This window comes from Pseudomonas sp. 9.1(2019), assembly GCF_009910445.1.
Classification (GTDB): Bacteria; Pseudomonadota; Gammaproteobacteria; order Pseudomonadales; family Pseudomonadaceae; genus Aquipseudomonas; species Aquipseudomonas paraversuta.
Genome location: NZ_VBWF01000010.1, coordinates 51,106 through 63,756 on the forward strand (window position 1 = coordinate 51,106; position 12,651 = coordinate 63,756).

10 protein-coding genes are annotated in these 12,651 nt (G+C 61.7%); 7 read left to right on the plus strand and 3 right to left on the minus strand.

From position 1 onward, the window contains the following. Positions 1-46: 46 nt before the first annotated feature. The 3 genes from FEZ21_RS13820 to FEZ21_RS13830 form a co-directional block, all read right to left on the minus strand. Positions 47-2,176 (minus strand): FAD-dependent oxidoreductase, encoded by a 2,130-nt coding sequence (locus FEZ21_RS13820; protein WP_010656627.1) that lies wholly within the window; start codon positions 2,174-2,176, stop codon positions 47-49. 71 nt (positions 2,177-2,247) lie between these two features. Then, on the minus strand, positions 2,248-3,075 hold the full coding sequence (locus tag FEZ21_RS13825; protein ID WP_160627480.1) for an alpha/beta fold hydrolase: 828 nt from the start codon (positions 3,073-3,075) through the stop codon (positions 2,248-2,250). 18 nt (positions 3,076-3,093) lie between these two features. After that, the gene (locus FEZ21_RS13830) at positions 3,094-4,422 is read right to left on the minus strand and encodes an MFS transporter (protein WP_003445109.1); all 1,329 of its coding nucleotides are present in this window, start codon (positions 4,420-4,422) and stop codon (positions 3,094-3,096) included. Between the two features lie 275 nt (positions 4,423-4,697). On the opposite strand from FEZ21_RS13830, the gene FEZ21_RS13835 reads away from it, so the two are divergent. From FEZ21_RS13835 to FEZ21_RS13865, 7 genes are all read left to right on the plus strand, one after another. Further along, positions 4,698-5,432: an SDR family NAD(P)-dependent oxidoreductase gene (locus FEZ21_RS13835; protein ID WP_003445112.1), complete on the plus strand. Its 735-nt coding sequence runs from the start codon at positions 4,698-4,700 to the stop codon at positions 5,430-5,432. Positions 5,433-5,462: 30 nt separating this feature from the next. Next, on the plus strand, positions 5,463-6,236 hold the full coding sequence (locus tag FEZ21_RS13840) for an SDR family NAD(P)-dependent oxidoreductase (protein WP_003445115.1): 774 nt from the start codon (positions 5,463-5,465) through the stop codon (positions 6,234-6,236). Positions 6,237-6,245: 9 nt separating this feature from the next. Then, positions 6,246-6,875, plus strand: a complete 630-nt coding sequence (locus FEZ21_RS13845; protein ID WP_003445116.1) for a nuclear transport factor 2 family protein — start codon at positions 6,246-6,248, stop codon at positions 6,873-6,875. A gap of 10 nt (positions 6,876-6,885) precedes the next feature. After that, positions 6,886-7,959: an alkene reductase gene (locus FEZ21_RS13850; protein WP_160627482.1), complete on the plus strand. Its 1,074-nt coding sequence runs from the start codon at positions 6,886-6,888 to the stop codon at positions 7,957-7,959. Continuing rightward, a complete protein-coding gene (locus FEZ21_RS13855) occupies positions 7,956-9,818 on the plus strand; it encodes a long-chain-acyl-CoA synthetase (protein WP_003445121.1) in 1,863 nt (620 codons plus the stop codon). Before FEZ21_RS13850 ends, FEZ21_RS13855 begins: the two co-directional genes overlap by 4 nt. After that, complete coding sequence (locus tag FEZ21_RS13860; RefSeq protein WP_003445123.1) at positions 9,811-10,896, plus strand: MBL fold metallo-hydrolase; 1,086 nt, start codon at positions 9,811-9,813, stop codon at positions 10,894-10,896. The genes FEZ21_RS13855 and FEZ21_RS13860 overlap by 8 nt, the downstream gene beginning before the upstream one ends. A gap of 80 nt (positions 10,897-10,976) precedes the next feature. After that, entirely contained in the window at positions 10,977-12,638 is a 1,662-nt protein-coding gene (locus FEZ21_RS13865) for a DUF1302 domain-containing protein (protein WP_010656625.1), read from the plus strand. Positions 12,639-12,651 lie beyond the last annotated feature (13 nt).

Genomic DNA, 12,651 nt, shown 5'->3' on the forward strand with positions numbered 1-12,651 from the left:
AGTAACACAGGTCAACGCCGGGGGCGGGATGCCGCCCCCGGCGGGTTCAGGCCTCGCGTCCGGCTTTGTGGCCGGCGCTGATTGCCCCTTCGATGTAGCCAATGCTCTGACAGTCACCAATGCTGCTGGCCGATAACCCTGCGCGGGTCAGTTCATCCAGCAAACGGGTGTCGGGTTGCGCGCCAATGGCCAGTACCACGGAGTCTGCTTCGCTCTGTCCTGAACTGCCATCTGCCAGTTGATAGCGCACGCGATTGCCTTCAATGGCTATCACACTGGCACCGGTGATCAGCTGTCCGCCATGCACGCGTATTTCATGCAGCACCCGCCAGCGGCGCACGATGGCCAGTTCGCGGCCAAGATGGCTACCGCTTTCCAGTACGGTCACCTGGCGCCCGCGGGCGATCAGGAACTCCGCCAGTTCCAGGCCAACCAGGCCGCCACCGATGATGGTCACGCGCTTGCCCAGGGGCATCCATACCCGTGACAGTTTTTGCATGGCCTCGCTGCTGTCGGTGACCCCCGCCAGGTTGCCGGCTTTCATCAGGGTGCGCTGGGTGAAGGACAATTTACGCTTGGCAATTTCCTCCGCCCGGTCGCCGGTCATCAGGCGCCGCAGTTCATCACCGCTCCAGACATGGTCCTGATCTGCACCGGGGATGTCGGGGGCCGCACGCTCGGCACCGACGGCAACCAGCACCTGGTCTGCGCCCAGGTCGCGGAGCAGGGCAGGGCTGGCCTCAGTATTGAGGCGCAGATCAATCGAAGATTGCTGCACCTGGACCTTGAGGTTGTCCAGCAAGCGGGCGTTTTCGGCATAGGCCAGCCCGGCAAAGAACAGGGTCCCGCCGAGGCGGTCGCTGCGTTCGATCAGGGTCACCCGATGCCCGCGCAGGGCAGCTATTCTTGCGGCCTCCATGCCGGCAGGCCCGGCACCGATGACCGCAATATGTCTGGGGCTGGCGGTGGGGCTGATGACGTATTCGAATTCGTGGCCGGTCATGGGGTTGACCGCACACTTGACCCGCTCGTTGACGAAGATCTGGCTCACGCACACGTAGCAGTAGATGCACGGGCGGATGCTGCTTTCCTGATCGTTGAGCAATTTGTTCGGCAGTTCGGGATCGGCCAGCAGCTTGCGGGCCATGGCGATAAAGTCGCAATCACCACGCTTCAGGGCGGCTTCACCGGCCTGGGGTTCGATACGGCCTACGGCGATTACCGGCACCTGCACGCTGCGCTTGATCGCCGCAGTCCATTCCATGAAGCCGCCGGCTTGATGCACCAGCGGTGCTTCGGTAAACACCACGCCGCTGGTGATCCGCGCACTGGCCGACACACTGACCGCATCCACGCCTGCCGCTTCGGCCATGCGTGCCACCGCCTTGGCGTCGTCCAGGCTGATGCCGCCGGGGGTATGCAGTTCTTCGGCGTCCAGACGCAGCCATACGGCAAATTGCGAGCCGACTTTGGCCCGCACGGCAGCGATGATCTGCAGCAGCAGGCGGGCGCGGTTTTCCAGCGAACCGCCGTACTCATCCTCACGCTGGTTGTAATAGCCGGACAGAAAACCGGCAATGATATAGCCGTGGGCGGCGTGCAGTTCGACACCGTCGAAACCGGCGCGCTGGGCACGCTCGGCGGCGCAGGCAAACCAGTCGATCATTTGCCCGATGTCGGCACTGTCCATCACGCGGATGGGCGAGCCTTCGGCGCGGCGCTTCATGGAGCTGACGAAGTTGGCCAGTTCCTCAGGGGTCAGGGCCGCCATCATGTCGCTTTGCAGTACCGGGGGCACTGACGGTACCCACAGTTGCCGTCCTTCAGCCATATCCCGTACCGAGGTCTTGCCCGCGTGTTGCAGCTGCATGGCAATTTTTGCACCGTGGCGGTGAACGCGCTCGGCGAGCTGGCTCAGGCCCGGGATAAAGTCATCGCTGGACACGCCGACCTGGAACGGCTCGGCGGTGCCCGCCGGGAACGCCACTGAACAGACCCCCATGATCAGCAGCCCGGCGCCGCCACGGGCGCGGGCTTCGTAATAGGCTTGAATCCGTTCGCCACAGTGGCCATCGGCTTCGGCAAAGTTGGAGCCCATGGGCGCCATGATGATGCGGTTGCGCAGCTCGATTGAGCCAATGCGACCGGGTGCCAGCAACTGAGAGAATTTTGTCATTGTTGTTTTTCAGTCCGAGCAGGATAAGAAGGGCTGAGGGCGACCCGCAGGCCGCCGTCAATGTTGCCTGTTCAGTTTTTGAGGAAGTCCAGGCACGCCTTGTTGAACAGCTCCCGGTGTTCAACCTGGACCCAGTGGCCGCAGCGGTTGAGCATGATAAAACGCGCATCCGGTGCATGCTTGAGCACTTTGAGGGCGCCGCTGGCCGGGTTGAAGTTGTCGTCGGTGCCCCAGAAACCGAGGATCGGTACTTGCAGCTCTTCAAGGCGCTCGGTCATGTTCGGCACCATCATGGTGGTGAACAGATTGCGCGGTTGGTGCACGGCCACCGCCACTCGCTCGGCCAGCAGGCTGTCTTCGAGCTGGGAGCTGTCGAACAGTTGCAGGCTCATGATCCGGCGCATCTGCTCGATGCCCAGGGGCCCGGCGTTGTACAGCTCGACCATGCGCTGAATGCCAACCATCTTGAAGTAGGTTTCGCGATCTTCAACGCCGCCGGGGGCCATCAGAATCAGCTTCTCCACGCGCTCGGGCTCGGCCAGTGCCAGCCCCAGGGCAATGGCGCCGCCCAGGGAGTTGCCCAGCAGGGTGGCGCGCTTGACCCCCACGGCCTTGAGAAACCCGGACATGGCGTTAACGAAGAAGTCCAGGTTGTACTGCGTGTCTTCGGGTTTGTCGGAGCGACCGAAGCCCGGCAGATCCACCACCAGATTGCGAAAGCCGGCGGCGACGAACTGCGGGTAGTTGCCTTTGAAGTTGCTGTAGCCGCTGGCACCCGGGCCGCTGCCGTGCAGCCACAGGACTACCGGGCCGCTGCCTTCATCGAGAAAGTGCAGGCGCAGGCCGCAGTCCAGTGTCACGAAATGGCCGACGGGCAGCGGAAGGTCTTGTTCAGTCATCACTCAATCTCCGGAATATCAGGCACTGACCGCTTCAGCCAGGGGCGCTGGGGCAGGGGTGTTGTTCAAATGGTTGCGATAGCGCGGCAAGGCCATGGCCAAAAATACCGAGGCCAGCACCAGCAGCGAGATACAGGACGCCAGTGCGTAGCGCAGGCCTTCGTTACCCAGGGTGTGGGCAAAGCCGTCGCTGAGCATGCCGATCAGCAGCGGGCCGACACCCACCCCGAGCAGGGTCATGGCCATCACGAAAATCGCTGTGGCCTGGGCCAGGCGGGTGGCCGGGAACAGGTGCGAGATGGCGCCCAGGCAGGGTGTTGCCCACCAGGTGCCGAAGAAGCTGAACACGCAATAGAACAGGAATGCGCTGGGTACCGGGGTGCTGCCGACATGGAATGCCGTGCCGGTTGGCCAGAGAAAATAGGCCAGGCCAAAGGGGATACTGATCAGGGTGCCGAGCAGCGGCACTCCGATTTGCCAGCCTTTGTCACGACGCGCCAGGCGGTCGCACAGGATGCCGCAGGTCAGGGTGCCCAAGGTAGCCCCGACACCGCCGGCGACGCCCGCCAGCAACCCGGCGTCCTGCAGGCTGAGGCCGTGGGAGCGGATCAGAAAGCTGGGGCTCCAGGTGCCGATGGCGTAGCCGGCAATGGCCGCGGAACCGCCGGTGAGCACGATCCAGAGGAAGGACGGGGTCTGGAACAGTTCGCGTACCGTCACCGCCCAGTGGGCTTGCGCCACTTGATTGGGGCTGACCAGCATTGCAGGTTTCGGTGCCCGTACGGTGAGCAGTAATAGCAGACCGAGAAAAATCCCCGGCGCACCGATCACCACGAATGCAAAACGCCAGCCGTAATGCTGGGCGATCCAGCCGCCCAGGCCGAGGCCGAAAATCGCCCCCAGGCTTGAGCCCAGCATCAGCACCGAGAGTGCGGTGGAGCGGCGTTCCGGCGGGTACAGATCCGAGACCATGGCCATCGACGGGGCAGTGCCGCCGGCTTCGCCGATGGCCACGCCGATCCGGGCCACCACCAGCATCGCAAAGCTGGCCGCGAAACCGCAGAAAATGGTCATCACGCTCCAGGCAATACAACTGAATGCGATGACTTTCTTGCGTCCGATACGGTCAGACAATCGCCCCAAAGGAAAGCCGAACAGGGTGTAGAAAACCGCAAAGGTCACGCCTGAAAGCAGGCCGATACCGGTATCGGAAATACCGAATTCAGCCTTTACCGGCTCGATCAGAATCGCCATCAGCAACCGATCGATATAGTTGAAAACATAGATGGCAGCCAGTACGCCTAACGCGTAGTGAGTTCGCCAGGTGGGACGTAAAGTTATCGACACGACGGGTTCTCCCGGTTTTGTTCTAGTGAGCGATTTATTCCACGAACCCTGCGCCATGGACATCGTCCATTCAGACCAGCTGTGGCTCAGGGGGCCTGATCACTGAAGCGGTATTTGTTGCAGTCCATTGCTGCCATCCCGGACAAGCTTGCTGCCTGCGGTTCGGTGCTTAGTCCCATCGGACGATGTTCAGCTTTTTCCTCCAGTCAATGATTGTCCCCATGCACCGCCCACGGCTTACGGGCGGCCGACATCTGGCAGGTGGGAGAAACACCATGAAGTTGCTGAATAAAGTTGCGTTTGTGACCGGTGCAGGGCAAGGCATGGGCCGGGCGATTGTGCGCCATTTCGCCGAGCAGGGCGCAGTGGTAGTGGCGGCCGATATCAACCTCGATGCGGCCAACCAGACCATTGAAGGGCTGGGCGACAAGGCGCTGGCCGTGATCTGCAACGTCGCCGACAGTGATTCGGTGGCGACCGCCATGGCCGCTGTACAGGCGCGCTTCGGCAGCCTCGACATTCTGGTCAACAACGCCGGCATCGGCTCCATTGATGCATTCGCCGAGACACCGGACGAGAACTGGCAGCGGGTGATCGGGGTGAATCTCACCGGCACTTTTTTCTGTAGCCGTGAAGCCGTGAAGTTGATGCTCAAGGCCGCCACCCCGGGTGTGGTGATCAATATTTCCAGCACCTCGGCCCTGACCGGCGAAGGTCCAAGCCACTACTGCGCGGCCAAGGCCGGCGTAATGGGGCTGACCCGCAGCATGGCCCGTGAGCTGGCCGCCAACGGCATTCGCGTCAACACCATTGTTCCGGGCCCGACCAACACTCCGATGATGGCCGACATCCCGGATGACTGGATGCAAAGCATGCTCAAGGCCATCCCTCTGGGACGCATGGGTGAAACCGAAGAAATCGCCCGCGTCGCTGCCTTTCTGGCCAGCGAAGACGCCGGCTTCATCACCGGGCAAAACCTCGCGGTCAACGGCGGCATGGCGTTTATCTGACCCCGGGGCACCGACAGGAGAGAGCAGAGCATGGGTACTCGTTTACAAGGCAAGGTTGCATTTATCACCGGCGCAGGCTCGGGCATTGGCGCGGCTACCGCCCTGCGGTTTGCCCAGGAGGGTGCGTTGGTGGTGCTCTGCGGTCGCCGCATCGAGCCGCTGGAAGCCGTAGCGGCACAGATTCGCGATGCCGGTGGCCGTGCTGAATGTGCGGTGGCCGATGTCAGCAATGAAGCCGCCTATGTCGGTGCCATCGGCGCTGCCGCTGAGCGCAATGGCCGCCTCGACATTCTGGTGAATAACGCCATGGCCTACAGCTGGGGCGCAATTGACAGCACTAGCACCGCCGACTGGCATTCCAACTTTTCAACCACGGTCGACGGCACGTTCTGGGGCACCCGCACGGCAATGGGCCTGATGCGGGTCCAGGGCAGCGGTTCGATCATCAATATTGCCTCGATCTGCGGGCTGTTCGGCACGCCGTGGATGGCCGGATATTCCGCTGCCAAGGCGGCGGTGATCAACTTCAGCCGCGCGGCCGCCAGTGAAGGTGCCAGCCACAACATCCGCTGCAACGTGGTGATCCCCGGCATCGTCGAGACCCCGGCCACCGCCGGCATGCTGACCGACGACAAGACCCGGCTCAATACCGAAAAACTGATCCCGCTCAAGCGCGTCGGCCAGCCCCTGGAAGTGGCCAACGCCATTCTGTTTCTGGCCAGCGACGAAGCCTCGTACATCACCGGTGCCAGCTTGCCGGTAGATGGCGGGCGCAGCAGCGAGTTGTACACGGTACTGGAATAAGGACTTTTTATGGAACAGAACGCCTTGCTTGCCCGGCTTGACCGCCTGGAATCGATTGAAGAAATCCGTCAGCTGGCCGGTAAATATTCGTTGTCGCTGGACATGCGCGACCTCGATGCCCACGTCAATCTGTTTGCCGAAGACATCCGCGTCGGTCGCGAAAAAACCGGACGCGCGCACCTTAAAGCCTGGGTAGATGACACCCTGCGCGACCAGTTCCATGGCACCTCGCACCACCTGGGTCAGCACCTGATCGAGTTCACCGATCCGGACCATGCGGTGGGCGTGGTGTATTCCAAGAACGAGCACGAGACCGGTCCCGAGTGGGTGACCATGCAAATGCTCTATTGGGATGACTACGAGCGCATGCAGGGGCGCTGGTATTTCCGTCGTCGCTTGCCGTGCTACTGGTACGCCAGCGACCTCAACAAGCCGCCGATCGGCACGCAAAAAATGCGTTGGCCGGGGCGCGAACCCTATGCCGGGACCTTCCACGATCTGTTCCCGTCCTGGACCGAATTCTGGGCCAGACGCCCGGACAAGGATCAGTTGCCGCAAGTGGCCAGCGCCGCTCCGGTGGAACACTTTCTTGCCACCCTGCGCCGTGGGGCTGGCGCACCGAAAATACGCGTGCGCTAAGGAGCCCGTTATGAGCATTTTGTTTGAACCCGTACGCCTGGGTGACCTTGAACTGGCCAACCGGATCGTCATGGCGCCCATGACCCGCAGCCGTGCCGATCAGCACGGGGTACCTACCGCGGAAATGGTCGAGTACTACCGTCAGCGGGCCTCGGCCGGTCTGATTGTGGCCGAAGGCACTTCACCTTCGGCCAATGGTCTGGGCTATTGCCGGACCCCGGCCATCTACAACGCCGAACAGATTCGCGCCTGGAAGGCCGTGACCGATGCGGTGCACGCCGAAGGCGGCCTGATCGTGCTGCAGTTGATGCACGTAGGCCGTGCTTCCTGCGCCCAGAACAAACCCGCAGGCGCTGCAACCGTTGCTCCTTCGGCGTTGCGCGCGCGCACCCAGTTGTTTACCGATCAGGCCGGGCTGGTGGACAGCGACGAGCCACAGGCTTTGTCGCTGCAAGACATTGCCGGGGTGATCGAAGAGTATCGCCAGGCGGCCCTGAATGCCCGTGAAGCGGGTTTTGACGGGGTTGAGTTGCACTGCACCAGCGGTTACCTGCCCATGCAGTTCATGGCTTCGGGCAGCAACCTGCGTGAAGACCGCTATGGCGGCAGTGTCGAAAACCGCGTGCGTTTCCCTGCTGAAGTACTGGCCGCCATGGCTGCGGCCATCGGTGCCGGGCGTGTGGCGTTGCGCCTGTGCCCGGGCAACCCGTTCAATGACATCAGCGACGAAGATCCGCTGGCCACCGCCGAAGCCCTGTGCCGGGCCGCCGAGCCGTTGGGTCTGGCCTACGTGCATATCATGCGCTCGCCCCTGGCCGAGCTGGATGCCTTCGCCCTGGCGCAGCGCCATTGCAGCAGCGGACTTATTTTGAACGACGGTTTTGACGGCGCATCGGCCGAGGTTGCCTTGCAGGCCGGTCAGGGCGAGGCAGTGTCGTTCGCCCGGCATTTTATTGCTAACCCGGATCTGGTGGAGCGCCTGCGCCGGGGCTTGCCTCTGGCCCGCTTCGATCGCAAAACCCTGTATTCGCCAGGTCCTGAAGGCTACAGCGATTACCCGCAGAGCGAGACGGTGACGCCATGAACGATATGTCGCGTTTCAGCACGCCCGTGGCACCCCGGCAACAGCCAGTGCCCCGCGAGCAGACTCAGGAGCTGCTGGACCTGCGTTCGGCAGCCAGCGCGCAGATCAAGCCGGCGGACCTGTACACCCTGGCCGATCGTCTTGAGGCGCAGGCCCGCAGCTTTCCCCAACGACCATTTTTGATCTACGGCACTGATGTATATAGCTATGCCCAGGTCGACGCCCAGGCCAATCGCATGGCCCGGGTGTTTTACGACAAGGGTCTGCGCCCCGGTGATGTGTGCGCGATTGCCATGGAAAACCGCCCGCAGTTCTTTTTCTGCTGGTTTGGCCTGGTCAAGCTTGGCGCCGTGGTGGCGTTTATCAATACCCAGGTCAATGGCAAGCCGCTGGTGCACGCACTGCAGACCACTGAGGCCAAGGCCGTGGTGGTCGGTGAGGAATGCCTGGACAACCTGTTGTCCACCGAAGGCTTGCCGGATGTGCCGTGGTGGTTGATTGAAGATCCGGAAAACCCCCACGACCGCGTGTTGCCGGCCTGTGTCGACCAGAGCTTTAGCGAGCAGATTGCCCGCGCTGCGGACACAGCTTTTGCCCGTGAAGTGCGCGCTGCCATTACGGCTGAAAGCACCACTTTGCTGATTTTCACCTCGGGCACCACCGGTTTGCCCAAGGCTGCGCGCTACAGCCATATGCGCTGGATGTCTTCGGGTGACGTGATGGAAGTCACCATGGGGGCCACTGCCCAGGACGTTTTTTATTGCTGCCTGCCGCTGTACCACGGAGCTGCCGCGACTTCGGTGACCTCTACCGCATTGCGTGTCGGTGCCAGCATTGTGGTGCGGCGCAAGTTCAGTGTGCGTGAGTTCTGGCAGGACGTACGCCGCAATAACATCACGGTGTTCCAGTACATCGGTGAAATATGCCGCTACTTGCTCAACCAGCCCGTAGTGGCCGGGGAGCGGGAGCACAGTTTGCGTTACATGCTCGGCGCCGGCCTGACGTCCGAGTCGTGGCAGCGCTGGCTTGAGCGCTTCGGCCCGATCCAGGTGTTCGAAGGCTGGGGCGCCACCGAGGCCAACGCGAATCTGATCAACGTCGACAACTATGTGGGCTCGTGCGGCCGGGTACCGGACTGGAGCCGGACCAATCTGCGGCTGGTGCGCTACGACGTTGAAAGTGACACCCATCCACGGGACGAACAGGGTTTCTATCAGCTCTGTCAGCCGGGTGAAGTGGGTGAAGCGATGGGTTTCATCGTCAATCATCCGCAGATCGGCGGGGGGCGTTTCGAGGGCTATACCAGCGCCGCTGCCAGCGAAAGCAAGATCCGCCGCAACGTGTTCCAGGCCGGAGATGCGTACTGGAGTTCCGGCGATCTGTTGCGCTATGACGACGACGGTTATTTCTATTTCGTCGACCGTATCGGCGATACCTTTCGCTGGAAAAGCGAAAACGTTTCCACCCTGGAAGTCGCCGATACCCTCAGTGACTTGCCGGGACTGGAACTGATCAATGTGTATGGCGTGCAAGTGCCGGAACACGAAGGCCGGGCGGGCATGGCGGCGATCCTGATGCAGGCCGGCCACACCTTTGATCCCCAGGCGTTCTATGACCTGACCGAAGCGCGCTTGCCACGTTATGCGGCGCCGATGTTTGTGCGGGTGTCGGCGACGGCTGACATGACCAGCACCTTCAAGTTGCGCAAGGTCGATTTGCAGCGTCAGGGCTACGCCCCGGGCCTGTTTGCCGATCCGCTGTTCGTGCGTGACGAAAGCACCCGTACCTATCAGCCGTACTCGCTGCAAGTACTGGCCCGGGCCGGGCTGGCACCTTTTGTGGGCAGCAGTCATGAGTGAAATCGACGCCCGGGGCCATGAATGGCGTGACGGCCTGCGCTACCCGTGGCCTCAGGCGCCGGCCAGCGGGCAGGTGCAAGAGGTGGCCGAGGGTGTGTTGTGGCTGCGCATGCCGCTGCCCTTTGGCCTGGACCATATCAACCTGTACCTGCTGCGCCATGGCGACGGCTGGGTGGCGGTGGATACGGGCCTCAACAGTGACCAGTGTCGTGAGGTATGGGAGCAGGTATTTGTCGACGTGTTCCAGGGCCTGGCGCTCAAAGCGGTGATCTGTACCCATTTCCACAGCGATCACACCGGTGTGGTGGGGTGGCTGGCCGAGCGTTTTCGGTGTCCGGTGCTGATGACCCATGGTGAGTTTGAAGCTCTGCACCATGGCCCGCCGATGGCGAAGACACCTGATTGGGCCTTTGTCGATTTTTATCAGAAAGCCGGTTTCAGTCCCGAGCGCACGGCAGCCTTGTTGCCGCTGATCCAGGGTGAGCATTTTCGGCCGCAGTTGGTGGCCGGGTTTATCCGGTTGCAGCATGGCAGCGAGCTGACCATTGGCGGCAGGCGCTGGCAGGTGGTGATGGGCAATGGTCATTCACCGGAGCATGCATGTCTGTATGCCGCTGATGACGGCTTGCTGATTTCTGGCGATCAAGTGTTGCCGCGCATCACTTCAACCATCGCCGTCTACGTCACTGAGCCCGAGGCCAATCCATTGCGCGACTGGCTGGCATCCATCGAGCGGCTGCGGGTCATTCCCGACAGCGTGTTGGTGCTGCCGGCCCATGAACGGCCGTTCTGCAATTTGCATCTGCGCCTGGACCAGTTGCGTGACCACCATCTGAACCATTTGCAGCAACTGCACCAGGCCTGTGCGCAACCGCTCACGGCGCTGGAGATGATGGCGGTGTTGTTTAAAAAACTGTCAGGTCGTTTTGACGAGCTGATGGCGGTTGGGGAGACGTTGGCTCACGCCAATTACCTCATGGCCGAGGGGGCGCTCGTTCGTGAGGTTCAGGGAGGGCTGCATCGCTATTCGCAGGCCGGGACAGGAGTCGTGAAGTTCGACCCGCTTCAGTTGTCATGAGCAGGGTATATGCGCTGCAGAACGCAATGACGCTTGAACCCATCGAGGCGGCCAGAGGGTCGCTAATCAGGAGAGGCAGAGTGATCAATAAAAACAACAATAAATGTCTTGGGCACAACTTTCAGGTCACGGGCCTGGCAGTCGCCGTTGCGCTGGTAACCAGCCCGGTGTGGGCGGGGGACACTATTGAGTTTGATGACGGCACCACCATCGATTGGTCGGTGACCACCAGTTACGGCATCGGTATGCGCCTGGGTGACCCCAGTAACAGGTTGATGGGCATCAACGTCGATGATCCGAACCGCAACTTCGATCAGCACAGTCTCACCACCAACCGCGTGGGTGCCCTGGGCGAAATGATTTTGCGCAAGGACAACTACGGCGCTGTGGTCCGTGCCAGTACCTTCTATGACGATGTTTACCACCGCTCAAACGACAACAACTCGCCGTCGACGGTCAACAAGACCGGGAGCAACGATGAGTTCACCAGCGACACCAAGTATTACAGCGGTGGCCGCACCCGCTTGCTCGACGCCTATGTGTTTGGCGGCTGGCGCTTTGACAATGACACCATGCTCGACGTCAAGGCCGGTCGGCATATCGAGTCCTGGGGCGAAAGCCTTTACTACCCGGGCGTGAACGGGGTACAGAACCCGTCCGATGCGGTCAAGGCTGCGCAGCCCGGGGTTGAGGTCAAGGAAGTGCTGTTGCCGGTGGGCCAGTTCTCGGCGTCTTACCGCATCAACCCGGAAATTACCCTGGGCGGCTACGTGCAGTACGAGTGGAAGGGCACCGAGCTGCCGCCAGTGGGCAGCTATCTGTCGACCTCTGACGTGATCGGCCCTGGACGCGAATTCATTCTCGGGGCCAACGGCTCGCGGATCAATTACATGGGCACCGACGAACCCCGTGACAGCGGCCAGTGGGGTGCGCAAATCCGCTACCGCCCGACTACCGACCTGGAACTGTCGCTGTTCCATGTGGTGTACCACGATAAAAACCCGGCCACAGCGCTGGTTGGCTATCAACCCCTGGCCCTGGGCAATGGGCAGTATGCCTACACCACCAACGGCTACAAGGTTGAGTATTTCGAAGACATCAAGCTGACCGGTATCAGTGCCGCCACCAAGTTGGGTGAATACCAGCTGGGGGCTGAATGGTCTTACCGCGACGGAGCCCCGGTGATGGTCAATACCGGTCTGGGTCCGGTGCCGACCCGCGGCAAAGGCCAGCAGTTGCAGCTCTCGGCCATGCGAATCCTGGGTGACAGGCCATGGGCCAGCCAGACCACGCTGACCGGTGAGATCGTCACCGTACGCGTGGATGATGTGGACGATGTGTCAGGTGCGCCGAATCTGTTGGGCCTGCCTGTTGCTCCTCCGTATGCCGGGGCGATTCAGCCGTCCAATGATTACACCTACAAAACCTCCTCGGCCTGGAGAACCCGTTCTTCAAGCGCTTATACCGTGGGTGCATCGTTCAGTTACCCGGGTGTGTTTCAGGGCTGGGACCTTGAGGTGCCGTTTACCTTCTCCAACGTGTTCAGCGGTGCTGCACCGATGTCCGGGACCATCGCCGGGGTGGCCGGTGACCGCCGTCTGAGTGCGGGCACTACGTTCAAGTACCTGAGCAACCTGGAAATGTCGTTCAAGTACATCGCGTACCTGGGCTCGCCGGACCCGATCTACCGTCCGCTGGCAGACCGTGACTACGCCACGTTCTCGATGAAGTACACGTTCTAATCAAGGTATGCCC

Bases quoted from the DNA above. Each gene is read 5' to 3' on its own strand.
- FEZ21_RS13820 (WP_010656627.1), bottom strand. From the start codon at position 2,176: ATGACAAAATTCTCTCAGTTGCTGGCACCCGGTCGCATTGGCTCAATC.
- FEZ21_RS13840 (WP_003445115.1), top strand. From the start codon at position 5,463: ATGGGTACTCGTTTACAAGGCAAGGTTGCATTTATCACCGGCGCAGGC.
- FEZ21_RS13845 (WP_003445116.1), top strand. From the start codon at position 6,246: ATGGAACAGAACGCCTTGCTTGCCCGGCTTGACCGCCTGGAATCGATT.
- FEZ21_RS13860 (WP_003445123.1), top strand. From the start codon at position 9,811: ATGAGTGAAATCGACGCCCGGGGCCATGAATGGCGTGACGGCCTGCGC.
- FEZ21_RS13850 (WP_160627482.1), top strand. From the start codon at position 6,886: ATGAGCATTTTGTTTGAACCCGTACGCCTGGGTGACCTTGAACTGGCC.
- FEZ21_RS13835 (WP_003445112.1), top strand. From the start codon at position 4,698: ATGAAGTTGCTGAATAAAGTTGCGTTTGTGACCGGTGCAGGGCAAGGC.
- FEZ21_RS13855 (WP_003445121.1), top strand. From the start codon at position 7,956: ATGAACGATATGTCGCGTTTCAGCACGCCCGTGGCACCCCGGCAACAG.
- FEZ21_RS13825 (WP_160627480.1), bottom strand. From the start codon at position 3,075: ATGACTGAACAAGACCTTCCGCTGCCCGTCGGCCATTTCGTGACACTG.